The following is a 26,020-nucleotide window of genomic DNA, read 5'->3' as shown; positions in this document are numbered from 1 at the left end:
GAGTTTTAAACGAGAAATGAAACGCATGAATATAACCGATCAAGAACATGATGCATTTGTTAAAGCACATCCAAATGGTGATTTACTACAATTGACAAAATGGGGAGATACGAAAAAATTAACAGGTTGGTATGCGAAACGTATCGCTGTAGGAGAAAACGGTGAATTGAAAGGTGTAGCGCAATTACTCTTTAAAAAGATACCCCGTACACCCTTTACACTATGTTATGCTTCACGTGGTTTCGTTGTTGATTATACGAATACCGTTGCGGTGAAGACTTTACTATCTGAAGCGATTAAAGTTGCTCAAAGTGAAAAGGCGTACACGATTAAAATTGACCCAGATGTAGAAGTTGATCAAGGGATGACAGTCGTACAAGATTTATTACAAATGGGCTTTAAACATAAAGGATTCAAAGAGGGCTTAGCTAAAGATTACATTCAACCGCGTATGACGATGATTACCCCAATTGATCAGTCAGATGAAGCGTTAATTCAAAGATTTGAAAACCGCAATCGTTCAAAAGTGAGACTGGCGTTAAAACGTGGAACTAAAGTGGAACGTAAAGGTCGCGAAGACTTGAAAATATTTGCAGATTTAATGAAAGAAACAGGTGAGCGTGATGGCTTCTTAACGCGTGATGTTTCTTATTTTGAAACGATTTATGATGCCCTTCATCCAGACGGTGACGCGGAATTGTTCTTAGTGAAACTTGAACCGAGACCTGTCTTAGCTGAGTTAAAGGCAGAACAACAAAAGTTACAAACTGAAATGGATACGTTAGCGGAAAAAGATCAAAACAATAAAAAAGTACAAAATAAGTTAAAAGATGTAGCACAAAAAATGAAGAAAAACCAAGCGCTCATTGAAGATATGGTACAACTTGAGCGCACGCATCCAGAGGGCATTTATTTATCAGGGGCATTGCTGATGTTTGCGGGGCATAAATCGTATTACCTTTACGGTGCTTCATCTAACCATTACCGAGACTTTTTACCAAACCATCACATGCAATTTAAAATGATGCAATTTGCACGTGAAAAAGGCGCGACGACTTATGACTTTGGAGGGACAGATAACAACCCTGACAAAGATTCAAGTCACTACGGTTTATGGGCGTTTAAAAAGGCATGGGGAACACGTTTGAGTGAAAAAATTGGTGAATTTGACTATGTATTGAACCCTATTGTTTATAAAGCAGTCGAACAATTTAAACCTCAATTGACACAACTTAAAATTAAACTAGTCCGTCAAATCAAATCCATACAACAACGTAAAGGGCAAAAGAACGCATAACTACGGTGGGCATGGTGTCATTCAAAGGTTGTTACAACAACAAAGATAAACAGAGCAGGTGGCACGAAATACATTTACATATCTCGTAGATGCCTATTCGCTGTCACCTTTTAAGAGTGATAGAACGATACGCATCGTTGTATCATACATATTCAATGGAAAGGCTACATTTTTTACGGGCTGAAACAATGATGTAGTGAAGTCATTTCAAAGGGAGAGATGCGTGTGGTTAAAAAATTAATCGACTTCTCGTTATCGAACAAGTTTGCCATTTTGTTGATGGTACTACTTGTCATACTAGGAGGCGTCTATGCAAGTTTTAAAATGAGGTTAGAATTGTTGCCCGATACTGAACCACCGATGTTGACGATTACAACACCGATGCCGGGTGCCACTTCTGAAACAGTTATGAAAGAAATCAGTGACCCGATTGATGAAGAAATACGAGGGATGGCAGGGGTCACAAGTGTTAAAACACAATCTTTATCTAACGCATCCATGATTACGGTCAATTTTGATGAAAGTACGGATATGGACAAAGCGGAACAAGATATTGAAAAAGCGTTGAAAAAGGTGGATTTACCAGACGAGGCACAGACGTCGGACATCAAACGGAATTCAATGAACGCTTTTCCTGTGGTTGCGTATTCGATTTTACATGAAAATGACGATGTTAAAGCAAGTACAAAAGCTGTTAAAGAACAGTTGATTCCAAAATTACAAACGATTGATGGGGTTCAACGTGCTACAGTGAATGGTCAAATCGAGCGTAAAGTGACGATAAAGTTCGATGATGCGAAACTCCAAAAGGCTGGCCTCAATGCGAAACAAGTATCTGACTATATTGAAGGCGCGACAAAAACGTCTCCATTAGGTTTATTCCAATTTGGTGATACAGAAAAATCTGTTGTCGTTGATGGGCAATATGCTTCCGTTGACGCACTCAAAAATATGCAAATTCCGTTAGCGCTTGCGGCACAGTCTTCAAGTAGTAGCGCACAAGGACAACAAGAAAACGGGGGGACATCAGACATCAGTAGTACAACGTCAGGTCAAGCCCCTTCAAACAATGAACAAAGTGCACAAGCGATTGCATTAAGTGATCTTGCTGAAGTGAAGTTATCAGATGAACGTGAATCGATTTCTAGAACGAACGGTCAAGATGCTGTCGATGTTCAAATTGTTAAAACACAAGGGGCCAACACAGTATCAGTCGCCAATGATGTGAAACAAACGATTCAAGATTTCGTGAAAGAACATCCAGAACTCAAATCGGTCAAAATTATGGATACTTCTAAGCCGATTAAAGATTCGCTAAATACAATGATTGAAAAAGCACTCCTCGGATCCATCGTTGCAGTCATTGTCATCATGTTGTTCTTAAGAAATATTCGTATGACAGCGATTTCGATTGTCTCTATTCCGTTGTCTTTACTCATTGCAATGGTGGCATTAAAACTGACAGATGTTTCATTAAACATACTGACATTAGGTGCGCTTACAGTCGCGATTGGTCGTGTCATTGATGATTCTATTGTAGTTATCGAAAATATTTACAGACGACTGACACGTAAAGACGAACCATTATCAGGAGATGGGCTCATCGTATCTGCCACGAAAGAAGTGTTCATACCGATAATGTCATCCACATTAGTGACTATTGTCGTATTTGCACCACTTGCTTTTGTGACAGGTTCGGTTGGCGAAATGTTTAGACCGTTTGCTTATGCGATTACATTTAGCTTACTCGCTTCATTACTCGTATCAATTACGATCGTACCAGTACTCGGATCCATTTTCTTTAAACGTGGCTTGAAACGCAAACCGAAATCTGAGCTCGGTACAGTAAGTCGTGGTTATAGAAAAGTGTTGAAGTGGAGTTTAGATCATAAATGGATTGTCATCATTTTAAGCACAGCCATTTTAATCAGTAGTATCGTATTAGGTAGTATGAAAATTGGAACGAGCTTCATTAGTACCGGTGAAGATAAGTTTATGGCATTAACGTATACACCAAAACCAGGTGAAACGAAGCAAAAAGTAGTGTCGCATGCAGAAGAAGTTGAAAAATATTTGCTCGACAATAAACATGTCCGTCACGTGCAATATTCCGTTGGTGGCGCATCACCTGTTGATCCCACTGGCTCTACGAATAACATGGCGTTAATGGTCGAGTATGATTCAGATACACCAAACTTCGATCAAGAACCTGAACGCGTGTTGAAACATATTAAGACATATCATCATGACGGTGAATGGAAAAACTTAGATATGGGTACAGGTGCGACGTCTAACACGCTGAATGTAGAAGTGACAGGACCGTCGACTGCAGCGATTGAAGGTACGGTGAAGGCGATTCAAGAAAAAATGTCTCAAGTGTCTGGATTAACGAATGTTAAGTCGGATTTAACAGAAACGTATCAACAATATGAAGTGAAAGTGGATCCAAATGAAGCGGCAAAAACGGGAATGACGGCGGGCCAACTGGCGATGATGCTCAATCAAAACATCCCAGATATGACGGTTTCGAAAGTCAAAGATCAAAACCAAACATATGATGTCGTTGTACAACAAGAAAAAGACACGCGTTGGACGAAAGAAAAATTAGAAAATACGCCGATTCCATCTCCAACTGGGGATAATCGTAAGTTGAGTGACATTGCGACATTAAAAACGACATCAACACCGAACGCACTCGTGAAAAAAGGTGGCGATTATGTCAGCACTGTTTCTGCAACGATTTCAGGTGATGATGTTGGCACGATTTCTCAAGAAGTGATGAAACAGTTAAATGCACTTGATACACCAAGTGATGTGCATACGTCATTAGGTGGTACGAATGATGATATACAAGAAGCATTTTCACAATTGGTGATGGCGATGTTAGCAGCGATTATTATTGTCTATCTCGTACTTGTACTGACGTTTAAAGGCGCCCTTGCACCATTCACAATTTTATTCGCACTGCCATACACGATTATCGGTGTCGTTTTCGCGCTGATTATTACTGGCGAAACATTGTCTGTACCAAGTATGATTGGTCTACTCATGTTAATCGGTATCGTTGTGACAAACGCGATTGTCCTTATTGACCGCGTCATTACGAATGAAAAAGCCGGTTTACCGATGAAAGAAGCACTGTTAGAAGCGGGCGGCACACGGATTCGACCGATATTAATGACAGCGATAGCGACGATTGGTGCGTTGATTCCGTTGTTATTCGGTCAAGACAGTTCCGTCCTGATTTCGAAAGGACTTGCGGCGACGGTTATCGGTGGTTTGTTATCATCAACATTGCTAACGCTGATTGTCGTGCCTGTCATTTATGAAATTTTGTTTACGTTAAAAGCGAAGTTAATAAGACGCAAAAAGAAGGCGTAAACCATTGACGTAGAGGGATTCATTATGTAAGATAAAACCATTATCCTCAATGAAATGAGTCAGATCATTAGGCAAAACACGTAGTACCTTAAACATAAACAAGAGGGTTGAGACAGGATATATACATGACTTTGTCTCAGCCCTTTCTCTTTATAGGTATCGATATTTTCCTATAAGATGAATGCATGTAAGGAGGAAGACGATGACATATACAACAATTTTAAGTGAAATTCCAGACAGTTATTTTGGTAAAACAGTAGGACAAAAGATTGAACATGGGCCATTACCGTTGATTAACTTGGCAGTCGGTATACCTGATGGCGACACACCACCTGAAATTATAAAAGCATTACAGGAAGCGATTGTGAAGCCTGCCAATCAAAAATATTTAGCCTTTCAAGGAAAAGACGCATTCAGACAAGCGATTGTTGATTTTTATGAACGGCAATTCAACGTTACGCTTGATCCAAATCAAGAAGTTTGTTTATTGTATGGCACGAAAAATGGACTTGTTGCATTGCCTACGTGTGTCATTGAGCCTGGTGACGAAGTGTTATTACCAGATCCAGGCTACACAGATTATGATGCAGGGGTGCGACTCGCAAGGGGAATACCTAAACCGTTAAAATTGTCGCCTGAACGTCATTACATACCGAATTGGAATGAAGTGGATACCACAAATACAAAACTTATCTATTTAACGTATCCAAACAATCCGACTGGTTCTGTCGCAACACCTGAATTTTTCCAAGAGACGATTGACCGTTTTAAAAATACGCCTACAAAAATTGTACATGACTTTGCGTATCAAGCATTTGGATTCGACCAACCGAACCCAAGTATTCTCCAAGCAGACGGAGCGAAATCATGTGCTATAGAAGTTTTTTCATTTTCAAAAGGTTATAATATGTCCGGCTATCGTGTCGGTTTTGCGGTCGGTAACGAGGAAATGATTGCGAATCTTCGTAAATATCACACACATACTCAAGCCGGCATGTACGGGGCGTTACAAGATGCATGTACGGTCGCATTAAATGAATGTGATCATGAACTGAAAATGCAAAATGACACATTTAAGAAGAGACGCGATAAAATAGAAATGGCTTTGAATGAAGCAGCCATTCCGCATGAACCAATTAAAGGGGGCATTTTCTTATGGTTGAAATGTCCAGAAGGTTTTTCGAGTGATGCATTCATTCAATATTTACTACAAGAACAATCTATTTTAGCAGCACCGGGGCATCCTTTTGGTGAAGAAGGGGAAGGATACGTGCGTCTATCATTTGCGATTGATGAAGCACAATTAGATGAGGCGATTGCACGCTTAGTCTCATTGAAGTCACTTTATCGTCAATCATAGAAAAATAAGGAGGGCTGATGACATGACATACGTCGCATCGGTCCTCTTTTCGTGTTCAGTCATTAGCAAAAAAACTAACGGAGCGCTATGACTGAGACACAACGTTAGTTCTTCATGGACACATGATATGAATATGTAAATGGTAGATTTTAAATAAAAACTGAAACAAGTACGATATAAATAACGAGAATAAAAAGACTCATCATATTTAAAATACGTACACCTTTTTCATCATTTTTAGAATGTTTGAATGCTGTAATTTCAACATTACCGATTAATAAAATTAAGACGACAAATACCCACCAAGTTTCTGCAGGATAATAGACGAGTGAAGTCGCAACTACAATGATGAGTAATAGCCCCATAATCACTCTTAATAACTTCGGCATCATAATACGCATTTTAAAAATACTAATATAGGCAACGATCAAATACATGAGGGGTAATAAGATTAAGTAAGCTAACATGAAGTACATCCTTTCTGTATCTTGCTAGTGAAGTCAAATGTTGATTAAGTTAGAGTTGAATGGCCCCTTTAACGATTTTCTTGAAGTTGCCTACGTACATCAGCAATTTGTTGTTCGATTTGTTCGAGTTGTTGAATCAGTGGATCGACTTGTTGAGACGTGGACTCGCGTTTTTCCAAATCACCTTGTAATCGTACATAGTCCATTTTAAGCTCTTGTAATTGCTGTTCTAAATCCATAGGGCACCTCCTTATATCAATCCTTTTCATTATAGCACGTTAACATTGCTTAATTAAAACGTTTTACAGTAATATAGAAGCAAGTTGTTTCAAAGGGGAATGTATCATGACAGAGAATTTTTTGATGATATTATTATTAATTGCACTAGGGTACATCCTAAAGCGCATCGACTATATTAACGGAAAAGACAGTCGTGTGATCTCGACGTTAGTTCTCAATGTGACGTTGCCTTCTGTCGTTATCGTCAATTTAAATCATGTCAATTTGACGCCATCACTCGCCGTGTTGCCTGTGATGATGATTTTATACGGTATAGTGACGAAAGTGTTAATTGTGCTCATATTCATTAAATATAGTAATGAAGTGCGTGGGACTGTCGCGATGATGATGGCAGCACTCAACATCGGCATTTTTGCATATCCGTTAGTCCAACAAATTTGGCCTGAGCAAGGGTTGTTGTATTTTGGGATGGCAGATATCGGTGGGGCAATCGTGATGTTTGGCCTAACGTATTTCGCTGCGAGTTATTTCAAGCAAGTAGGTGGCGGTTTTAATCCGAAGCAAATCGTATGGAACATGATGAAATCTGTTCCGTTGATGACATATATTATGATGTTAGTACTCAATATTTTTCAATGGCATTTACCACACACAGCTATTCGTTTCTTCGATATTTTAGGCCACGCCAACTTACCACTTTCGATGATTTTACTTGGTGTTTTAATGGACTTTAGATTAGAACGACGCTTTTTGCCGTTAACACTTAAATATCTTGTACTTCACTATAGTTTTGGTGCAATATTCGGAACGCTCGTCTATTTTTTCTTACCGGTAGACGATGCGATGATCAAAACGACATTACAGCTCATTTGGTTGTTACCCGTTGGCGTTGCAGCACTGTCTTATGCGGTTCAGTTTAAATACCGGACGTTACCTGTCATTGCAATGGCCAGTAACGTAACGATTGTGATCAGTATTGTGATTTTATACTTATATCAATATTGGTTCGTATAAAAAAGAGGCTTGGGGAAGTCAGTGTCCCTGCCTCTTTCTTCATCGTGTATGGCTATCTCGTGACAATGCAATGATGTACCCAATCATCATTGTTCGTATATTTTGATATATGCACGAATCTATTTATAAATTTTAAACTTTTGATATTCAGATGAAATGTTAAAGCCGAGCTCATGAAAACGTTCGACCAGTTTATGATTTTTGCTACGTATTTTAAAATAGACACGTTCGATCTCAGGTCTTGTTAACGCACGGTGAATCGCATGTTGAATTAAGTCGAACGCAATGCCCTTTAAGCGATAGTCCTCATGGCTTGAGAAATACTTAATCTCTGCATGACGCTCTGACTCATCATAAATTAAGTATAAGTACCCTTTTAAAATGCCCTCTGCCATATACAAAACGAGTTCATGTTGCTCGTCTAGTGATGTCACAATTTCTTTCGCAGTCATTGCATTGTGCGTAAACGTATCTTCGTGCAACCGTTGAAAATAGCGATAATACGCTTTACTATACGGAATCATATGATGTAAGTTTTGCGTTTCGTCCAAATCTTGACTCGTTTCTAGGTGATAATCAGTAAATGTGTACGAAGCGCCAATGGTTTTCATAAACGTTTTAATCAGTGCGTGTTGAGCCGTAAATGCAAAGTAATACGTCGATGGTTGTTGGTGTTGTACTGTGATGGTATCGAAAAGTTGCTTGAACGTCTCTTTCGTTGGTTCATAACCCGTTTTTACAATCGGACCAATGACTTTGTAACGGTCTTCAGAATAAGAAATACAGAGTAATAGCATTTGAATTTCTTCGGCTTCTTCAACTACAAATAACCCTGTTTCATCTGCAGCTTCTTCTAAAAATGTAAAGAGCGCTTGTTCATCATCTAGTGGCAACTTATTTGTATAGGACGGACGTTCTGACACATACGTTTGAATAAATGACGCAATAGCAGGATTGGGAGTAACTTGAGATATCTTCATCATGCGCCTCCTTAATGATATACTTAACTTAATTATAAGTTTTTTTGATATGAAATGAAAGCAACTTGTGAAGCATTCAACTGAGATTTAAAGAGTTGTTTTTTGATAAATAATTGTAACGAAATATGGAGGAATGAATCATGAGTAAAGCGCTGATATTAGCAGAAAAGCCATCAGTGGGGCGTGATATTGCCAATGCTTTAAATGTAGGAACACGCAAAGAAGGTTATTTTGAAAACCAACAATATATCGTCACATGGGCACTCGGGCATCTAGTGACGAATGCAACACCCGAACAATATGATAAAAAGTACCAGCAATGGGTGTTAGAGGATTTACCGATTATACCGAAACATATGAAATCCGTTGTTATTAGTAAGACACGGAAACAATTTAATACAGTTCAACATTTAATGAAGCGCAGTGACGTTAAGGAATTGATTATTGCAACGGATGCAGGGCGAGAAGGGGAGCTAGTTGCACGTTTGATTATTGAAAAGGCGCACGTGAAAAAGCGGATTAAACGTTTATGGATCAGTTCTGTCACACCTAAAGCAATTAAAGAAGGTTTCAAAAAGTTAAAAGACGGCCGTGCGTATCAACATTTATACGAAGCTGCGTTAGCGAGAAGTGAAGCGGACTGGATTGTAGGGATTAACGCAACACGTGCATTGACGACGAAATATGATGCACAATTATCACTTGGACGTGTGCAAACGCCAACGATTCAACTCGTAGCAATGCGTCAAGAACAAATTAAAAATTTCAAACCGCAACAGTACTACACTTTAGAAGCTGAAGTGAATGGTGTGACAATGACTTATCAACATGACGGACGCATTTATCAGAAAGAAAAGTTAGAAGCCATTGTGAATGCATTGCAAAATAAGCAAGCACAAGTGAACAGCGTACATGAAAAAGAGAAAAAAGTTTATCCGCAACCGTTATTTAATTTAACCGATTTACAACAAGCGGCTTATCAAAAATATCATTTAGCTGCTAAGCAAACATTAAATACGTTACAACAATTGTACGAGCGACATAAATTAGTAACATATCCGCGTACAGATTCGAATTATTTGACGACAGATATGGTGGATACATTGAAAGAGCGCGTACAGGCAACGATGGGTGCTGATTTGATGCCTTATGCGAGAGAGATTTTAAAACAGCCATTAGCGAAGAAATTATCGTTTGTGAACAATCAAAAAGTCTCGGATCACCATGCGATTATCCCAACAGAAGTGCGTGCGAACGTTGAGACATTGTCGCCGAATGAGGAAAAAATTTATACGATGATTGCACAGCGCTATTTAGAAGTTTTGATGCCACCGTATCGCTATCGTGCACAACAGGTTGAAGTGAATATCGGCAAACATGTATTCACATACCAATCACAAGTTCCGATAGAGTTGGGCTTTAAAAAATTACAACAAGATCGCGGACAAAGAGAACGTGCTGTGTCGTTTGAACAGGGAGAAACACTCGATGTAGGGCGACTACAAATTGTGGCTCACGAAACGACACCGCCAGCATATTTTAATGAAGGCACACTACTTAAAGCGATGGAGAGACCGGATAAGTTTTTCGATTTAAAAGATAAAAAGTCCGCACAAACTTTAAAATCGACAGGTGGGATTGGCACGGTTGCGACGCGTGCGGACATCATCGATAAGTTGTTTAATATGAATGCTATCGAAAGTCAAGACGGCAAAATTAAAGTCACTTCTAAAGGAAAACAAATTTTAGATTTAGCGCCACCTGCATTAACTTCACCACGACTCACAGCTGAATGGGAAGATAAATTGATGCAAATTGAAAAAGGACAGTACAAAGCACACCAGTTTATGCAAGAAATGAAACAGTTTACGCATGAAATTATTAATACGATTAAATCGAGTGAGCAAAAATATAAGCATGATAACTTAACGTCTGCACAATGTCCGACGTGTGGCAAATTTATGTTAAAAGTGAACACGAAGAATGGATCAATGCTCGTTTGTCAAGATCCATCATGTAAAACGAAGAAAGATGTGAAAACGAAAACGAATGCGAGATGTCCACAATGTAAGAAACGATTGACGAAATTCGGCACAGGTAAAAAAGCGACGTATCGTTGTGTCTGTGGTTATACCGAAACGCAGGAACATATGGATCAACGCTTTAAAAATAAAGGTAAAGATAAAGTATCGAAGCGAGAAATGAAGAAATATATGAAAGAAGACGAGTTGGAGAATAATCCATTTAAAGATGCATTAAAAGGATTGAACTTGTAATATGCTGGTAAATATCGAACGAAATATAGTTTTTTGGATATAAAGTTCGGAAAAATTGTTGAAATTCACCCGTAATCGTATTAGACTATTGGAGTATTTCATTTAAAGGAGAAAATTAAAGTGAAAAAATATTTCCGATTTGACGAAAACCAGACGAGTTATCGTCGTGAAATTTTAGGTGGCTTAACAACGTTTCTGTCGATGGCATATATTTTGGCTGTCAATCCACAAATATTGAGCCTTGCAGGTGTTGAAGGGGTACCTGGTGCACTTAAAATGGACCAAGGTGCCGTGTTCGTTGCGACAGCACTTGCTGCATTTGTCGGCTGTTTATTTATGGGCTTGATAGCGAGATATCCTATCGCACTCGCACCAGGTATGGGATTGAATGCATTTTTCGCATTTACAGTCGTATTAACAATGGGGATTCCGTGGCAAACAGGCTTAACAGGTGTCTTCTTCTCAGGATTAATCTTCTCGATATTAACAGTTACAGGTTTGAGGGAAACAATTATTAATGCGATTCCATTTGAGATGAAAATGGCTGTTTCAGCGGGGATAGGTTTATTTATTACTTTTGTCGGTTTACAAGGTTCAGGTATTATTAAAAATGAAGAAGCGACACTTGTGACTTTAGGGAAAATTACAGATCCTAGCGTACTATTAGCGGTGTTCGGTATTATCATTACAGTCGTGTTATACGCGAAGAAAATTCCAGGCGCTATCTTTATTGGAATGGTAACGACGTCAATCGCGGGTTTATTGACACAACAAATTGCACTGCCAAATGCGATTGTAGGTAAAGTGCCGAGTATCGCACCGACATTTGGGGCTGCGTTTGAATCATTCCAAGATCCGTCACAACTGTTTACGATACAGTTTTTAATCGTCATTTTAACATTTTTATTCATCGACTTCTTTGATACAGCAGGGACAATTGTTGCGGTTGCATCTCAAGCAGGCATGATGAAAGACAACAAGTTACCGCGTGCAGGACGTGCGTTGTTCTCAGACTCATTAGCAACAATGGTTGGGGCAGTCTTTGGTACAACAACGACGACTTCTTACATTGAATCAACTTCAGGTGTGGCAGTCGGTGCACGTACAGGTTTTGCTAGTATTGTGACAGGGGTCTGTTTCTTGCTCGCATTATTCTTTAACCCATTAATGGCAGTTGTCACGCCAGCAGTAACGACACCTGCACTTGTCGTTGTCGGTGTTTTAATGGCTTCGAATTTAGCGGAAATCAGTTGGAAACGCTTTGAAGTTGCAGTACCAGCATTTATTACGATTATTATGATGCCACTTTCGTACTCAATTGCAACAGGTATTGCGTGTGGCTTTATTTTCTATCCGATTACAATGGTCTTAACAAAACGCCATAAAGAAGTTCATCCGATTATGTACGGTTTAATGGTTATCTTTATTTTATATTTCGCCTTTGTACATGGTTAAAATCACTTTAATGAAGCTCGAGTAGTGTGTAATGCACTGCTCGGGCTTTTTATATTGATAAAGCTGATTGCGAAGGATGCTTTAAGCGGACAAAAAAACATACTAAACAGGGCAAGTTAAACAAAATACTGTATCAATATAGCATTAAAAATTTTTATGTCCCATCCCTCTTGAAACAATTTAATAACGTTTATGATTACGCTCTGAATCAGTATAACGAGTATATGATGCTTTAAGATAAACAGGTGTTACGAATAATACGATCAGTAAGAAAATCATTAGTACGAACATAATCCAATGCAAAATCATACCTACGAAAGGAATCACCGCAAGCGCACTCGCAATGATACCACCAGCAGGGATGAACAGCATAGGACGAATCGTATTTTGGCGATCGAAAATAAAGATAAGCACCATAATTAAATAGATAAATGCATTAAATGCAAGTGGCTGCCACCCTAATGCAAGTATGTACCAGCCACCTAAAAATGGAAAGCCAGCAATGAACTCAGACACAAGTACAATAATAGATAAAATAATTAAAGCTGTTTTAGAATTTCTAGTCAAAATAAGCAACTCCTTATTGATTGAATCAAACGCCTAAAAAGACGCTTGCTGTGTTAGGACATTTAGTGATCATTCTTCATTATATAAATATAGAAGTTTTAATACAGCACCTCAATGTTTTGTCGGTAAATAACATCACAAATGAAGAAAAAGGATTTACCTTTATTATAATTGTTTAAATGATAAGAAACAAAATGTAAGATTAAATTTGAAAAAATCTCTCTAAGCTATTGAACTTAAAGCATAAATCAAGTAAAATAATAAGGTATGTGAATTAGACATAAAAAACTTTGTATAAACAGTTGCGAAGTTAAAACATTTCATGTATCATGTCTAATGTTGGACTTTTAATGCGATGAAGCGAAAGGTTACTGACACACCCGGCCGCTTTGCCATGGCGTTGTGTGAGATAGTTTTCGTGGAGAAGTCTATCACTTTAATGAAGACGAATAAGGAGGGTAAATCATGGCAAAACAAAAAATCAGAATTAGATTAAAAGCTTATGATCACCGTGTTATCGATCAATCAGCAGAAAAAATTGTTGAAACTGCAAAACGTTCTGGAGCGGATGTTTCTGGTCCAATTCCATTACCAACTGAAAAAGCAGTATACACAATCATTCGTGCGGTTCATAAGTACAAAGATTCTCGTGAACAATTCGAACAACGTACACATAAACGTTTAATCGACATTGTAAATCCTACGCCAAAAACAGTTGACGCGCTTATGGGCTTAAACTTGCCATCAGGTGTAGACATCGAAATTAAATTATAATAGAAAATTTTAGGAGGTGGACTTTCGATGACCAAAGGAATCTTAGGAAGAAAAATCGGGATGACTCAAGTGTTCGGTGAGAACGGTGAATTAATCCCAGTTACAGTAGTAGAAGCTAAAGAAAACGTAGTATTACAAAAGAAAACTGTAGAGGTTGACGGTTACAACGCAATCCAAATCGGTTTTGAAAACAAAGAAGCATACAAAAAAGGTAGAAAAACTAATAAATATGCGACTAAAGCAGCTGAAGGTCACGCTAAAAAGGCTGACGCAGCACCTAAGCGCTTCATTCGTGAATTCAGAAACGTTAATGTTGATGATTACGAAGTAGGTCAAGAAGTCTCAGTAGATACATTTGAAGTTGGCGACATTATTGACGTAACAGGAACTTCAAAAGGTAAAGGTTTCCAAGGTGCAATCAAACGTCATAACCAATCACGTGGACCAATGTCGCACGGTTCTCATTTCCACAGAGCACCAGGTTCAATCGGGATGGCATCAGATGCATCACGCGTATTTAAAGGACAAAAATTACCTGGTCGTATGGGTGGTAATACAGTAACTGTTCAAAACTTAGAAGTTGTTCAAGTTGATACGGAAAACAACGTCATTTTAGTTAAAGGTAATGTGCCTGGACCTAAAAAAGGTTTTGTACAAATCCAAACAGCAATCAAAGCTAACAAATAATTAGTAGCGAAAGGAGGAAATGCATAATGGCAAATTATGATGTATATAAAGTTGATGGTTCAAAAGCGGGTACAGTAGAACTTAGCGATTCAGTGTTCGGAATTGAACCAAATAATGATGTTTTATTCGAAGCAATTAACTTACAACGTGCTTCATTACGCCAAGGTACACACGCGGTAAAAAACCGTTCAGCTGTTCGTGGCGGTGGACGTAAACCATGGAGACAAAAAGGTACAGGACGTGCGCGTCAAGGTACAATCCGTGCTCCACAATGGCGCGGTGGTGGTATCGTATTCGGTCCAACACCAAGAAGCTACGGCTACAAAATGCCTAAGAAAATGCGTCGTTTAGCATTACGTTCTGCACTTTCTTACAAAGTACAAGAAAATGGATTCAAAATTGTTGATAGCTTTAACTTAGAAGCACCAAAAACAAAAGAATTCAAAACAACTTTAACAAACTTAGAATTACCTAAAAAAGTGTTAGTTGTAACAGTTGGAGAAGATGTAAATGTTGAATTATCAGCACGTAACATCCCAGGTGTAACAATCACAACACCAGAAGGTTTAAACGTATTAGAGTTAACTCACGCAGACAGCGTATTAATCACTCAAGAAGCAGCTAAAAAAGTTGAGGAGGTGCTCGGATAATGGAAGCTAGAGACATTCTAAAGCGCCCCGTAATCACTGAGAAATCATCTGCAGCAATGGCTGAAGATAAATACACTTTTGATGTAGATGTACGTGCTAATAAAACAGAAGTGAAAAAAGCAGTAGAAGAAATCTTTGAAGTAAAAGTTGCTAATGTCAACATTATCAACTACAAACCAAAGAAAAAACGTATGGGCCGTTACCAAGGCTATACAAACAAACGTCGTAAAGCGATTGTGACATTAAAAGAAGGTCAAATCGACTTGTTTAACTAAAAATCAAATACCAATAAGGAGGTAAGCGACAATGGCTCTTAAACATTACAAGCCAATTACAAATGGTCGTCGTAATATGACTACATTAGATTTTGCTGAGATCACAAAATCTGAACCAGAAAAGTCATTATTACAACCGCTACCGAAAAAAGCGGGTCGTAACAACCAAGGTAAATTGACAGTACGTCACCATGGTGGTGGTCATAAACGTCAATACCGTGTTATTGATTTCAAACGTAACAAAGATGGAATTCCAGGTAAAGTGGATTCAATCCAATATGATCCAAACAGATCAGCAAACATTGCTTTAATCGTCTATGCAGATGGTGAAAAACGCTACATTATCGCACCTAAAGGCTTAGAAGTAGGTCAAGTAATTGAGAGTGGTTCTGAAGCTGACATTAAAGTTGGCAATGCACTTCAATTAAAAGACATTCCAGTCGGTACAGTTATTCACAATATCGAATTAAAACCAGGACGTGGCGGTCAACTTGCACGTTCAGCAGGTGCAAGTGCCCAAGTGCTTGGTAAAGAAGGTAAATATGTACTTGTAAGACTTCGCTCTGGTGAAGTACGTATGATTCTTTCAACTTGCCGTGCAACAGTTGGACAAGTTGGTAACTTACAACACGAACTTGTTAACGTTGGTAAAGCTGGTAAATCTAGATGGTTAGGTAAACGCCCAACAGTTCGTGGTTCAGTAATGAACCCTAACGATCACCCACACGGTGGTGGTGAAGGTCGTGCACCAATCGGACGTCCATCACCAATGTCACCATGGGGTAAACCTACGCTTGGTAAGAAAACACGTCGTGGTAAAAAACGTTCTGATAAACTTATCGTACGTGGACGTAAGAGAAAATAAAAATAGCTTATTTGGGTGTGCGGCGTAATCGCTGCACGCACATAATAAGAAAGGAGGCGCCACTATGGCTCGTAGTATTAAAAAGGGACCTTTCGTCGATGATCACTTAATGAAAAAAGTGGAAGCTCAAGGCGATAGCGAGAAAAAGCAAGTAATTAAAACATGGTCACGTCGTTCAACAATTTTCCCAAACTTTATTGGACACACATTTGCTGTATACGATGGACGTAAACATGTACCTGTATATGTAACTGAAGATATGGTTGGACACAAATTAGGTGAATTTGCTCCAACACGTACATTCAAAGGGCATGCTGCAGACGACAAGAAAACAAGAAGATAAGCAATCTTTAATGAGTAGAGGAGGAAAAAACGAATGGAAGCAAAAGCGGTTGCTAGAACAATCAGAATCGCACCTCGTAAAGTAAGATTAGTATTAGACCTAATCCGAGGAAAAGATGTTAGAGAAGCAGTAGCGATTTTAAAATTAACAAACAAAGCTTCTTCTCCAGTAGTAGAAAAATTATTGATGTCCGCTTTAGCTAATGCAGAGCACAACTATGGCATGAACACAGATGAATTAGTTGTTAAAGAAGCATACGCTAACGAAGGACCAACTTTAAAACGTTTCCGTCCACGTGCACAAGGACGCGCAAGCGCAATAAACAAAAGAACAAGCCACATTACAATCGTTGTAAGTGATGGTAAAGAGGAAGCTCAAGAAGCTTAATCAAATATTAAGGAGGGAATATCGTGGGTCAAAAAATTAATCCAATCGGTCTTCGTGTTGGTATTATCCGTGACTGGGAAGCGAAATGGTTCGCAGAGAAAGATTTCGCATCACTTTTACATGAAGATTTAAAAATTCGTAAATTTATTGATAACGCATTAAAAGACGCTTCAGTATCTCACGTTGAGATTGAGCGTGCTGCTAACCGCATCAACATCGCAATTCATACTGGTAAACCAGGTATGGTTATCGGTAAAGGCGGTTCTGAAATCGAAAAACTTCGTAATAAATTAAATCAATTAACTGATAAAAAAGTTCACATTAACGTTATTGAAATCAAGAAAGTTGATCTTGATGCACGTTTAGTTGCTGAAAACATTGCACGTCAATTAGAAAACCGTGCTTCATTCCGTCGTGTTCAAAAACAAGCTATCGGAAGAGCAATGAAATTAGGTGCTAAAGGTATCAAAACTCAAGTTTCAGGTCGTTTAGGCGGTGCAGACATCGCGCGTGCTGAACAATATTCAGAAGGAACTGTACCACTTCATACTTTACGTGCAGACATCGATTATGCACATGCAGAAGCTGACACAACTTATGGTAAGTTAGGTGTTAAAGTATGGATCTATCGTGGTGAAGTTCTTCCTACTAAGAAAAATAGTGAAGGAGGAAAATAATTATGTTACTACCAAAGCGTGTAAAATATCGTCGTCAACATCGTCCTGATACAAAAGGTCGTTCAAAAGGCGGTAACTTTGTAACATTTGGCGAGTATGGTATTCAAGCTACAACAACTTCTTGGATTACTTCTCGTCAAATCGAATCAGCTCGTATTGCTATGACACGTTACATGAAACGTGGCGGGAAAGTTTGGATTAAAATCTTCCCTCACACACCATACACACAAAAACCTTTAGAAGTACGTATGGGTGCTGGTAAAGGTGCGGTTGAAGGCTGGATTGCAGTAGTAAAACCAGGTCGTATTTTATTTGAAGTTGCTGGCGTATCTGAAGAAGTTGCGCGTGAAGCATTACGTTTAGCGAGCCACAAACTTCCAGTTAAAACGAAGTTTGTAAAACGTGAAGAATTGGGTGGTGAAACAAATGAAAGCTAAGGAAATTAGAGACTTAACCACTTCAGAAATCGAAGAGCAAATCAAATCTTCAAAAGAAGAGCTTTTTAACCTACGCTTTCAATTAGCTACAGGTCAATTAGAAGAGACTGCAAGAATCAAAACAGTAAGAAAAACAATTGCACGTCTAAAGACTGTTGCACGTGAAAGAGAATTAGAACAAGGTAAAGCAAATCAATAATTGATTGAAAGAGGAGGTTATTAAAGTGAGCGAAAGAAATGATCGTAAAGTTTACGTTGGTAAAGTTGTTTCAGACAAAATGGACAAAACAGTGACTGTTTTAGTTGAAACATACAAAACGCACAAACTATATGGCAAACGTGTAAAATACTCTAAAAAGTATAAAGCACATGACGAAAACAATTCAGCTAAATTCGGAGATATCGTTAAAATTCAAGAAACTCGTCCTTTATCAGCGACAAAACGTTTCCGTTTAGTAGAAATCGTCGAAGAATCAGTAATCATTTAATGACTATAAAGATAAGGGAGGTTTAATCATGATCCAACAAGAAACACGTTTAAAAGTAGCAGACAACTCTGGTGCTCGTGAAGTACTTACAATCAAAGTATTAGGTGGATCTGGCCGCAAAACTGCTAACATCGGTGACGTCATCGTAGCAACTGTTAAAAATGCTACACCTGGAGGCGTTGTTAAGAAAGGCGATGTTGTTAAGGCTGTCGTAGTACGTACGAAATCAGGTGTACGTCGTAAAGATGGTTCTTACATCAAATTTGATGAAAATGCATGTGTTATCATTCGTGATGACAAAGGACCACGTGGTACACGTATCTTCGGACCAGTAGCACGTGAATTACGTGAAGGAAACTTTATGAAAATCGTTTCCTTAGCACCAGAAGTACTATAATCGATCGTAAATCATAAATAATAAATTCCAAGGAGGTGCCCACATGCATATCAAAAAAGGTGACAACGTAATCGTTATCGCAGGTAAAGACAAAGGTAAAACAGGTAAAGTTGTAGCAACTCAGCCTAAAAAAGACCGTGTCGTTGTGGAAGGTGTGAACATCGTTAAAAAACACCAAAAACCAACTCAAATGAATCCTGAAGGTGGAATCTTAGAAACTGAAGCAGCAATTCATGTTTCTAACGTACAAATATTAGACCCAAAAACAAACGAACCTTCACGTGTAGGCTACAAATTTGTTGATGGTAAAAAAGTAAGAATCGCTAAAAAATCAGGCGAAGAAATTAAGTCTAATTAATATTTAGTTGAAAGGAGGATTCACTTTGAACCGTTTAAAAGAAAAATTTAATTCAGAAGTTACACAAAACTTAGTTAAAAAGTTTAACTACAGCTCAGTAATGGAAGTACCTAGAATCGATAAAATTGTTGTGAATATGGGTGTTGGTGACGCAGTACAAAACTCAAAAGTGTTAGATAACGCTGTTGAAGAATTAACTGCAATCACTGGTCAAAAACCATTAATCACTAAAGCGAAAAAATCAGTTGCGACTTTCCGTTTACGTGAAGGTATGCCAATTGGTGCTAAAGTAACATTGCGTGGCGAAAGAATGTACGAATTCTTAGATAAATTAATCTCAGTTTCATTACCACGTGTACGTGACTTCCGCGGTGTATCTAAAAATGCATTCGACGGTCGCGGTAACTACACATTAGGTGTTAAAGAACAATTAATCTTCCCTGAGATTGACTATGATAAAGTATCAAAAGTACGTGGTATGGATATCGTTATCGTTACTACTGCTAACACAGATGAAGAAGCGCGTGAATTATTAACTCAATTCGGTATGCCGTTTCAAAAATAATCTCTAAAGGAGGCGAATTAAGTGGCTAAAAAATCAATGGTTGTTAAGCAACAACGTAAACAAAAATTCCAAGTCCGTGAATATACACGTTGCGAACGTTGTGGTCGTCCACATTCTGTATATCGTAAATTTAAACTTTGCCGTATTTGTTTCCGTGAATTAGCTTACAAAGGTCAAATTCCTGGCGTACGTAAAGCTAGCTGGTAAAAATTTAACTCTTGAAAGGAGGCAACAACTATGACATTGTCAGATCCAATTGCAGATATGCTTACTCGTGTAAGAAACGCAAACATGGTGCGTCACGAAAAATTAGAATTACCTGCATCAAATATTAAAAAAGAAATTGCTGAAATCCTTAAAAATGAAGGTTTCATCAAAAATGTAGAATATATCGAAGACGATAAACAAGGTGTTATCCGTTTATTCTTAAAATATGGTTCAAATAACGAACGTGTTATTACTGGTCTTAAACGTATTTCAAAACCTGGTTTACGTGTTTATGCTAAAGCAAACGAAGTACCTAAAGTATTAAACGGTTTAGGTATTGCATTAGTTTCAACTTCTGAAGGTGTAATCACTGATAAAGAAGCTAGAAAACGTAACGTAGGCGGAGAAGTATTAGCTTACATTTGGTAATATAAAATAAATAAGGAGGTGCCAGAACATGAGCCGTGTTGGTAAAAAAATTATCGAAATCCCTAGCGATGTAACTGTAACGATTGAAGGAAATACAGTTTCAGTAAAAGGGCCTAAAGGTGAATTATCACAAACTTTAAATGAAGAAATGACTTACAAACAAGATGAAAACACACTTGAAGTTGTTAGACCATCAGATTCTAAAGAACATAGAACAATTCATGGTACAACTCGTGCGTTAATCAATAACATGGTACAAGGTGTATCTAAAGGATACGAAAAAACACTTGAACTTATCGGTGTTGGTTACCGTGCACAAGTTCAAGGTAGCAAACTTGTATTAAACGTAGGTTACTCTCATCCAGTTGAATTTGAAGCTGCTGAAGGAATCACTTTCTCAGTAGAAAAAAATACGACAGTTAAAGTTGAAGGAATCGACAAAGAATTAGTAGGTGCAACAGCATCAAAAATTCGTGACGTTCGTCCTCCAGAGCCTTACAAAGGTAAAGGTATTCGTTACCAAGGTGAATATGTACGTCGTAAAGAAGGTAAAACTGGTAAATAATAAATCACTCTAATAAGAAAGGAGTATTGACATGATCAGCAAAATTGATAAAAATAAAGTACGTTTAAAAAGACATGCGCGTGTTCGTACGAAATTGTCAGGTACTAGCGAAAAGCCACGTCTAAACGTATATCGTTCAAACAAACACATCTATGCACAAATCATCGACGATACTAAAGGTGTTACTTTAGTTCAAGCTTCAACTAAAGACAGCGATGTAGATGCTTCTACAACAAAAGTTGAAATGGCATCTAAAGTCGGTGAAGTAATTGCTAAAAAAGCAAATGAAAAAGGCATCGAAGCAGTTGTATTCGATCGTGGAGGATACTTATTCCACGGACGTGTGAAAGCACTAGCAGATGCAGCTCGCGAAAATGGACTTCAATTTTAATCTAAAAGGAGGGACAATATAAATGGCTCGTAGAGAAGAAGAAGTTAAAGAATTTGAAGAACGCGTTGTTACGATTAACCGTGTTGCTAAAGTTGTAAAAGGTGGACGTCGTTTCCGTTTCACTGCACTTGTAGTAGTAGGTGACAAAAATGGTCGCGTTGGATTCGGTACTGGTAAAGCACAAGAGGTACCTGAAGCAATCAAAAAAGCAGTAGAAGCTGCGAAAAAAGATTTAATTACTGTTACTCGTGTTGACGGTACTACACCACACACAATCACTGGACGTTTCGGTTCAGGAAGTGTTTTAATGAAACCAGCAGCTCCTGGTACAGGTGTTATCGCAGGTGGACCAGTTCGTGCCGTATTAGAGCTTGCAGGTATCACTGATATCTTAAGTAAATCATTAGGTTCAAACACACCAATCAACATGGTTCGTGCGACAATCAATGGTTTGAAAAACTTAAAAAATGCTGAAGATGTTGCGCGTTTACGCGGCAAAACAGTAGAAGAATTATACAATTAAGGAGGGAAACAGATAAATGGCTAAATTACAAATCACCCTCACTAAAAGCGTTATTGGGCGTCCAGAAACACAACGTAAAACAGTTAAAGCACTTGGTCTAGGTAAGATCAACTCTTCTGTGACAGTTGAAGACAACGCAGCAATTCGTGGACAAATTAACAAAGTAAGTCACTTAGTATCAGTAGAAGAAAAATAATTAAGGAGGTGCCAAAATGAAATTACATGAATTAAAACCATCAGAAGGATCACGTAAATTACGTAATCGTGTCGGCCGTGGTGCAGGTACTGGTAACGGTAAAACAAGTGGTCGTGGTCAAAAAGGTCAAAAAGCACGTTCAGGTGGTGGCGTAAGACCAGGTTTCGAAGGTGGTCAATTACCATTATTCCGCCGTATTCCAAAACGTGGTTTCACAAACATCAACCGTAAAGAATACGCTATCGTTAACTTGGAGCAACTTAATCAATTTGAAGATGGTACTGAGGTAACACCTGAGTTATTAATCGAAACAGGCGTAGTTAAAAATGAAAAAGCTGGCATTAAAGTTTTAGGTAATGGTTCATTAGAAAAGAAATTAACTGTTAAAGCACACAAATTCTCAGCTTCAGCTAAAGCCGCTATTGAAGCGAAAGGCGGAGCACAAGAGGTGATCTAATGTTTCACACGCTTGTGAACTTTTTTAAAACAAAAGAAGTTCGTAACAAGATACTTTTTACTCTTGCAATGTTAGTCATTTTCAAAATAGGTACGTATATCCCAGCACCTGGTGTTAATCCAGCAGCATTTGATAATCGACAAGGTTCTCAAGGCGTCACTGACTTGTTAAACACGTTTGGTGGCGGAGCCTTGAAGAACTTTTCCATTTTTGCTATGGGAATCATGCCCTACATCACTGCTTCAATTGTTATGCAACTATTGCAAATGGATATTGTACCTAAATTTACTGAATGGGCAAAGCAAGGTGAAACAGGTCGTAAGAAGTTAAACAACTTCACGCGTTATTTCACAATTGTTTTAGCATTTATTCAATCGATTGGTATGTCGTTCCAATTCAATAATTATTTGGACGGGGCACTTATCAAAGAACAAAATGTTTGGTCATATTTGTTAATCGCAATAGTACTTACGTCAGGAACTGCGTTTTTAATGTGGTTAGGTGAACAGATTACGCAATATGGTGTTGGTAATGGTATTTCTATTATCATCTTTGCAGGTATTTTATCTACATTACCGTCTGGACTCATGCAATTTTACCAACAAGAGTTTATCGGACAAGATGATGTTACATTCGCTTGGTTGAAAGTAGCTGGACTCGTTGTCGGTATGATTTTATTAACTGTCGGCGCGGTATATGTGTTACAAGCGATTCGTAAAATACCTATTCAATATGCAAAGAAACAATCTCATATGCGTCTTGGTTCACAAGCAACATACTTACCATTAAAAGTTAACTCTGCTGGTGTTATTCCAGTCATCTTTTCAATGGCATTCTTTTTATTGCCGAGAACATTATCATTGTTCTTCCCGGATGCAGACTGGGCACAAAAGCTAGGAAATTACGCTGATCCATCTAATGGTATTGGTATGGTAGTCTATGTTGTCTTGATTATTGCATTTGCTTATTTCTATGCATTTGTTCAAGTCAACCCTGAAAAGATGTCAGAAAATCTTAAGAAGCAAGGCAGTTACGTTCCAGGGATTCGTCCTGGTGAACAAACGAAAAAATATATCACTAAAGTCTTATATCGCTTAACGTTTGTAGGTTCAATTTTCTTAGCGGTCATTGCGATTTTACCAATTATCGCGACTAAATTTATGAACTTACCACAAGCTATTCAATTGGGTGGTACAAGCTTACTCATCGTTATCGGTGTTGCCATCGAAACAATGAAAAGTTTAGAAGCACAAGTGAATGAAAAAGAATATAAAGGCTTTGGTAGACGATAAATTGTAGGAGGGCACTTATGAACATTATCTTAATGGGATTACCTGGTGCTGGTAAAGGAACTCAAGCGAGTGAAATCATTAAAAAGTACCCTATTCCTCACATTTCAACGGGGGATATGTTCAGAAAAGCGATTAAAGATGAAACTGAACTTGGTAAAGAAGCGAAATCCTATATGGATCGTGGTGAACTTGTACCAGACGAAGTTACAGTTGGGATTGTAAAAGAACGTATCTCTGAAGACGATGCAAAAAAAGGTTTCTTATTAGACGGATTTCCTCGTACGATTGAGCAAGCAGAAGCATTAAATTCAATCCTAGAAGAACTTGGAAGAACGATTGATGCAGTTGTGAATATCGAGGTGCCAGAAGAAGAATTAATGAATCGTCTAACAGGTCGTCGTATTTGCGAGACTTGTGGCACAACATATCATCTAGTTTTCAATCCTCCAAAAGTTGAAGGTATTTGTGATATTGATGGTGGTAAGCTTTATCAACGTGAAGACGACAACCCTGAAACTGTTGCGAACCGTTTAGAAGTGAATGTAAAGCAATCTAAACCTATTTTAGAGTTTTACAGTCAAAAAGGTCTTTTGAAAAACATCGACGGGTCAAAACACATTGATGAAGTTACATCAGATGTGATTGAAATATTAGAGTCACTTAAATCATAACGGCTTGGTGAAATCTTTTTAATCAGTCGTTAACTTTGATAGCATAAATTGATTTTTATGGTGACAAGGCATTATAACGATTGTGTAAAAGTGAGTATAACCAAAGTAAACCGTTCATGAATAAATATTCTATATCCTTACAACAAAAGGGAGGCGTTATTCCAAATGGCAAAACAAGACGTTATCGAACTTGAAGGTACAGTATTAGATACTTTACCAAATGCAATGTTTAAAGTAGAATTAGAAAATGGTCATGAAATTCTAGCACATGTGAGTGGTAAAATTCGTATGAACTATATCCGTATTCTACCTGGCGACAAAGTAACAGTAGAAATGTCTCCGTATGATTTAACACGCGGAAGAATCACATATCGTTATAAATAATTGTCACTCCAACATTGAAGGAGGTATAAAAATGAAAGTAAGACCATCAGTAAAACCTATTTGCGAAAAATGTAAAGTCATTAAACGTAAAGGTAAAGTCATGGTAATCTGTGAAAACCCTAAGCATAAACAAAAACAAGGTTAATTAAAAGAGAGGTGTAAATTATAATGGCACGTATTGCAGGAATTGATATCCCACGTGATAAACGCGTAGTAATCTCATTAACTTATATCTACGGTATCGGTAAAACATCAGCACAAAAGATCCTTTCAGAAGCAAACGTTTCAGAAGATACACGTGTTAAAGACCTTACTGACGATGAGTTAGGTCGTATTCGTGAAGTTGTAGACGGTTATAAAGTTGAAGGTGACTTACGCCGTGAAACAAACTTAAACATCAAACGTTTGATGGAAATCTCATCTTACCGTGGTATCCGCCACCGTCGTGGTTTACCGGTTAACGGTCAAAAAACTAAAAACAACGCTCGTACGCGTAAAGGCCCAGTTAAAACTGTAGCTAACAAGAAAAAATAATAGGTAAAGGAGGCAAATTATACTATGGCACGTAAACAAGTATCACGTAAACGTAGAGTGAAAAAGAATATTGAAAACGGTGTGGCTCATATCCGTTCAACATTCAATAATACAATCGTAACAATTACAGATGAATTCGGTAATGCTTTATCATGGTCATCTGCAGGTGCGCTTGGTTTTAAAGGTTCTAAAAAATCTACACCATTCGCAGCACAAATGGCTTCTGAAACAGCTTCAAAAGCAGCGATGGAGCATGGTTTAAAATCAGTTGAAGTAACTGTAAAAGGCCCTGGCCCAGGTCGTGAGTCAGCGATCCGTGCGTTACAATCAGCAGGTTTAGAAGTAACAGCGATTAAAGACGTTACTCCAGTTCCACATAATGGTTGCCGTCCACCAAAACGTCGTCGCGTATAATTAAATTTTCGTTTTGT

At 38.2% G+C, this 26,020-nt stretch carries 37 protein-coding genes; 33 read left to right on the top strand and 4 right to left on the bottom strand.

The genetic code is table 11. The annotated features are described in order from the left end of the window. Positions 1-16 precede the first annotated feature (16 nt). The 3 genes from GZH82_RS10045 (at position 17) to GZH82_RS10035 (ending at position 6,038) form a co-directional block, all read left to right on the top strand. Positions 17-1,297: a lipid II:glycine glycyltransferase FemX gene (locus GZH82_RS10045; RefSeq protein ID WP_162682356.1), complete on the top strand. Its 1,281-nt coding sequence runs from the start codon at positions 17-19 to the stop codon at positions 1,295-1,297. Between the two features lie 225 nt (positions 1,298-1,522). Beyond that, positions 1,523-4,678 carry an efflux RND transporter permease subunit gene (locus GZH82_RS10040; protein WP_162682355.1) on the top strand — a complete coding sequence of 1,052 codons (3,156 nt, stop codon included), beginning with the start codon at positions 1,523-1,525 and terminating at the stop codon, positions 4,676-4,678. Between the two features lie 202 nt (positions 4,679-4,880). Next, the gene (locus GZH82_RS10035; protein ID WP_162682354.1) at positions 4,881-6,038 is read left to right on the top strand and encodes an aminotransferase class I/II-fold pyridoxal phosphate-dependent enzyme; all 1,158 of its coding nucleotides are present in this window, start codon (positions 4,881-4,883) and stop codon (positions 6,036-6,038) included. A 149-nt stretch (positions 6,039-6,187) separates the two neighbouring features. Here GZH82_RS10035 and mspA read toward each other — a convergent pair whose 3' ends face one another. Together mspA and GZH82_RS13960 are read right to left on the bottom strand one after the other, a co-directional pair. Further along, entirely contained in the window at positions 6,188-6,505 is a 318-nt protein-coding gene (gene mspA, locus GZH82_RS10030; protein ID WP_162682353.1) for a membrane stabilizing protein MspA, read from the bottom strand. A 68-nt stretch (positions 6,506-6,573) separates the two neighbouring features. After that, a complete protein-coding gene (locus GZH82_RS13960; RefSeq protein WP_203232801.1) occupies positions 6,574-6,744 on the bottom strand; it encodes an SE1832 family protein in 171 nt (56 codons plus the stop codon). 106 nt (positions 6,745-6,850) lie between these two features. On the opposite strand from GZH82_RS13960, the gene GZH82_RS10025 reads away from it, so the two are divergent. Further along, on the top strand, positions 6,851-7,759 hold the full coding sequence (locus GZH82_RS10025) for an AEC family transporter (protein WP_162682352.1): 909 nt from the start codon (positions 6,851-6,853) through the stop codon (positions 7,757-7,759). A gap of 119 nt (positions 7,760-7,878) precedes the next feature. Here GZH82_RS10025 and GZH82_RS10020 read toward each other — a convergent pair whose 3' ends face one another. Further along, complete coding sequence (locus GZH82_RS10020) at positions 7,879-8,742, bottom strand: GNAT family N-acetyltransferase (RefSeq protein WP_238989555.1); 864 nt, start codon at positions 8,740-8,742, stop codon at positions 7,879-7,881. A gap of 137 nt (positions 8,743-8,879) precedes the next feature. Here GZH82_RS10020 and GZH82_RS10015 point away from each other — a divergent pair, with 137 nt between their 5' ends. Together GZH82_RS10015 and GZH82_RS10010 are read left to right on the top strand one after the other, a co-directional pair. After that, complete coding sequence (locus GZH82_RS10015) at positions 8,880-11,015, top strand: DNA topoisomerase III (RefSeq protein WP_162682350.1); 2,136 nt, start codon at positions 8,880-8,882, stop codon at positions 11,013-11,015. Between the two features lie 120 nt (positions 11,016-11,135). After that, entirely contained in the window at positions 11,136-12,470 is a 1,335-nt protein-coding gene (locus GZH82_RS10010) for an NCS2 family permease (RefSeq protein WP_162682349.1), read from the top strand. Between the two features lie 180 nt (positions 12,471-12,650). On the opposite strand, the gene GZH82_RS10005 is transcribed toward GZH82_RS10010, so the two are convergent. Beyond that, positions 12,651-13,037 carry a hypothetical protein gene (locus GZH82_RS10005; protein WP_162682348.1) on the bottom strand — a complete coding sequence of 129 codons (387 nt, stop codon included), beginning with the start codon at positions 13,035-13,037 and terminating at the stop codon, positions 12,651-12,653. A 465-nt stretch (positions 13,038-13,502) separates the two neighbouring features. Here GZH82_RS10005 and rpsJ point away from each other — a divergent pair, with 465 nt between their 5' ends. The 27 genes from rpsJ to rpsK all read left to right on the top strand — a co-directional run bounded on the left by rpsJ (position 13,503) and on the right by rpsK (position 26,003). Further along, positions 13,503-13,811, top strand: a complete 309-nt coding sequence (gene rpsJ, locus GZH82_RS10000) for a 30S ribosomal protein S10 (protein ID WP_014613211.1) — start codon at positions 13,503-13,505, stop codon at positions 13,809-13,811. Positions 13,812-13,838: 27 nt separating this feature from the next. Beyond that, positions 13,839-14,498 carry a 50S ribosomal protein L3 gene (gene rplC / locus GZH82_RS09995; protein ID WP_162682347.1) on the top strand — a complete coding sequence of 220 codons (660 nt, stop codon included), beginning with the start codon at positions 13,839-13,841 and terminating at the stop codon, positions 14,496-14,498. Positions 14,499-14,524: 26 nt separating this feature from the next. Then, complete coding sequence (gene rplD, locus GZH82_RS09990; RefSeq protein WP_014613213.1) at positions 14,525-15,148, top strand: 50S ribosomal protein L4; 624 nt, start codon at positions 14,525-14,527, stop codon at positions 15,146-15,148. Next, positions 15,148-15,423 (top strand): 50S ribosomal protein L23, encoded by a 276-nt coding sequence (gene rplW, locus GZH82_RS09985; protein WP_014613214.1) that lies wholly within the window; start codon positions 15,148-15,150, stop codon positions 15,421-15,423. The genes rplD and rplW overlap by 1 nt, the downstream gene beginning before the upstream one ends. Before the next feature lie 31 nt (positions 15,424-15,454). Next, on the top strand, positions 15,455-16,288 hold the full coding sequence (gene rplB, locus GZH82_RS09980; RefSeq protein ID WP_162682346.1) for a 50S ribosomal protein L2: 834 nt from the start codon (positions 15,455-15,457) through the stop codon (positions 16,286-16,288). 64 nt (positions 16,289-16,352) lie between these two features. Continuing rightward, positions 16,353-16,631 carry a 30S ribosomal protein S19 gene (gene rpsS, locus GZH82_RS09975; protein ID WP_014613216.1) on the top strand — a complete coding sequence of 93 codons (279 nt, stop codon included), beginning with the start codon at positions 16,353-16,355 and terminating at the stop codon, positions 16,629-16,631. Positions 16,632-16,664: 33 nt separating this feature from the next. Beyond that, a complete protein-coding gene (gene rplV, locus GZH82_RS09970; protein ID WP_016426354.1) occupies positions 16,665-17,018 on the top strand; it encodes a 50S ribosomal protein L22 in 354 nt (117 codons plus the stop codon). A 23-nt stretch (positions 17,019-17,041) separates the two neighbouring features. After that, positions 17,042-17,695: a 30S ribosomal protein S3 gene (rpsC, locus tag GZH82_RS09965; RefSeq protein ID WP_016426355.1), complete on the top strand. Its 654-nt coding sequence runs from the start codon at positions 17,042-17,044 to the stop codon at positions 17,693-17,695. A 2-nt stretch (positions 17,696-17,697) separates the two neighbouring features. Then, positions 17,698-18,132, top strand: a complete 435-nt coding sequence (gene rplP, locus GZH82_RS09960) for a 50S ribosomal protein L16 (protein WP_014613219.1) — start codon at positions 17,698-17,700, stop codon at positions 18,130-18,132. After that, complete coding sequence (gene rpmC, locus GZH82_RS09955; protein ID WP_014613220.1) at positions 18,122-18,331, top strand: 50S ribosomal protein L29; 210 nt, start codon at positions 18,122-18,124, stop codon at positions 18,329-18,331. The genes rplP and rpmC overlap by 11 nt, the downstream gene beginning before the upstream one ends. Positions 18,332-18,356: 25 nt before the next feature. Further along, on the top strand, positions 18,357-18,620 hold the full coding sequence (gene rpsQ / locus GZH82_RS09950; RefSeq protein ID WP_014613221.1) for a 30S ribosomal protein S17: 264 nt from the start codon (positions 18,357-18,359) through the stop codon (positions 18,618-18,620). A 28-nt stretch (positions 18,621-18,648) separates the two neighbouring features. After that, positions 18,649-19,017 (top strand): 50S ribosomal protein L14, encoded by a 369-nt coding sequence (rplN, locus tag GZH82_RS09945; protein ID WP_014613222.1) that lies wholly within the window; start codon positions 18,649-18,651, stop codon positions 19,015-19,017. A gap of 43 nt (positions 19,018-19,060) precedes the next feature. Further along, positions 19,061-19,375, top strand: coding sequence for a 50S ribosomal protein L24 (gene rplX / locus GZH82_RS09940; RefSeq protein WP_162682345.1), 315 nt, complete (start codon positions 19,061-19,063; stop codon positions 19,373-19,375). 25 nt (positions 19,376-19,400) lie between these two features. Further along, the gene (rplE, locus tag GZH82_RS09935) at positions 19,401-19,940 is read left to right on the top strand and encodes a 50S ribosomal protein L5 (protein ID WP_014613224.1); all 540 of its coding nucleotides are present in this window, start codon (positions 19,401-19,403) and stop codon (positions 19,938-19,940) included. A 21-nt stretch (positions 19,941-19,961) separates the two neighbouring features. Then, positions 19,962-20,147, top strand: a complete 186-nt coding sequence (locus tag GZH82_RS09930) for a type Z 30S ribosomal protein S14 (protein WP_019166622.1) — start codon at positions 19,962-19,964, stop codon at positions 20,145-20,147. 30 nt (positions 20,148-20,177) lie between these two features. Continuing rightward, complete coding sequence (gene rpsH / locus GZH82_RS09925; RefSeq protein WP_014613226.1) at positions 20,178-20,576, top strand: 30S ribosomal protein S8; 399 nt, start codon at positions 20,178-20,180, stop codon at positions 20,574-20,576. Positions 20,577-20,604: 28 nt separating this feature from the next. Continuing rightward, positions 20,605-21,141 (top strand): 50S ribosomal protein L6, encoded by a 537-nt coding sequence (gene rplF / locus GZH82_RS09920; protein ID WP_014613227.1) that lies wholly within the window; start codon positions 20,605-20,607, stop codon positions 21,139-21,141. 31 nt (positions 21,142-21,172) lie between these two features. Then, entirely contained in the window at positions 21,173-21,532 is a 360-nt protein-coding gene (gene rplR, locus GZH82_RS09915; RefSeq protein WP_096605694.1) for a 50S ribosomal protein L18, read from the top strand. Between the two features lie 22 nt (positions 21,533-21,554). Continuing rightward, positions 21,555-22,055 carry a 30S ribosomal protein S5 gene (gene rpsE / locus GZH82_RS09910; protein ID WP_014613229.1) on the top strand — a complete coding sequence of 167 codons (501 nt, stop codon included), beginning with the start codon at positions 21,555-21,557 and terminating at the stop codon, positions 22,053-22,055. A 16-nt stretch (positions 22,056-22,071) separates the two neighbouring features. After that, a complete protein-coding gene (rpmD, locus tag GZH82_RS09905; protein WP_019167905.1) occupies positions 22,072-22,251 on the top strand; it encodes a 50S ribosomal protein L30 in 180 nt (59 codons plus the stop codon). A 16-nt stretch (positions 22,252-22,267) separates the two neighbouring features. Continuing rightward, entirely contained in the window at positions 22,268-22,708 is a 441-nt protein-coding gene (gene rplO, locus GZH82_RS09900; protein ID WP_162682344.1) for a 50S ribosomal protein L15, read from the top strand. After that, entirely contained in the window at positions 22,708-24,000 is a 1,293-nt protein-coding gene (gene secY, locus GZH82_RS09895; protein WP_162682343.1) for a preprotein translocase subunit SecY, read from the top strand. Before rplO ends, secY begins: the two co-directional genes overlap by 1 nt. A 17-nt stretch (positions 24,001-24,017) precedes the next feature. After that, complete coding sequence (locus GZH82_RS09890) at positions 24,018-24,671, top strand: adenylate kinase (protein WP_086428200.1); 654 nt, start codon at positions 24,018-24,020, stop codon at positions 24,669-24,671. Between the two features lie 165 nt (positions 24,672-24,836). After that, entirely contained in the window at positions 24,837-25,055 is a 219-nt protein-coding gene (infA, locus tag GZH82_RS09885) for a translation initiation factor IF-1 (protein WP_001118443.1), read from the top strand. 31 nt (positions 25,056-25,086) lie between these two features. Further along, positions 25,087-25,200, top strand: coding sequence for a 50S ribosomal protein L36 (rpmJ, locus tag GZH82_RS09880; protein ID WP_002509257.1), 114 nt, complete (start codon positions 25,087-25,089; stop codon positions 25,198-25,200). Between the two features lie 23 nt (positions 25,201-25,223). Then, positions 25,224-25,589, top strand: coding sequence for a 30S ribosomal protein S13 (gene rpsM / locus GZH82_RS09875; protein WP_014613234.1), 366 nt, complete (start codon positions 25,224-25,226; stop codon positions 25,587-25,589). A 24-nt stretch (positions 25,590-25,613) separates the two neighbouring features. Continuing rightward, the gene (rpsK, locus tag GZH82_RS09870; protein WP_014613235.1) at positions 25,614-26,003 is read left to right on the top strand and encodes a 30S ribosomal protein S11; all 390 of its coding nucleotides are present in this window, start codon (positions 25,614-25,616) and stop codon (positions 26,001-26,003) included. Positions 26,004-26,020: the final 17 nt, after the last annotated feature.

It is taken from the genome of Staphylococcus sp. MI 10-1553, from assembly GCF_010365305.1.
Taxonomy (GTDB): domain Bacteria; phylum Bacillota; class Bacilli; order Staphylococcales; family Staphylococcaceae; genus Staphylococcus.
This window is presented reverse-complemented; position numbering and strand designations above follow the sequence as displayed.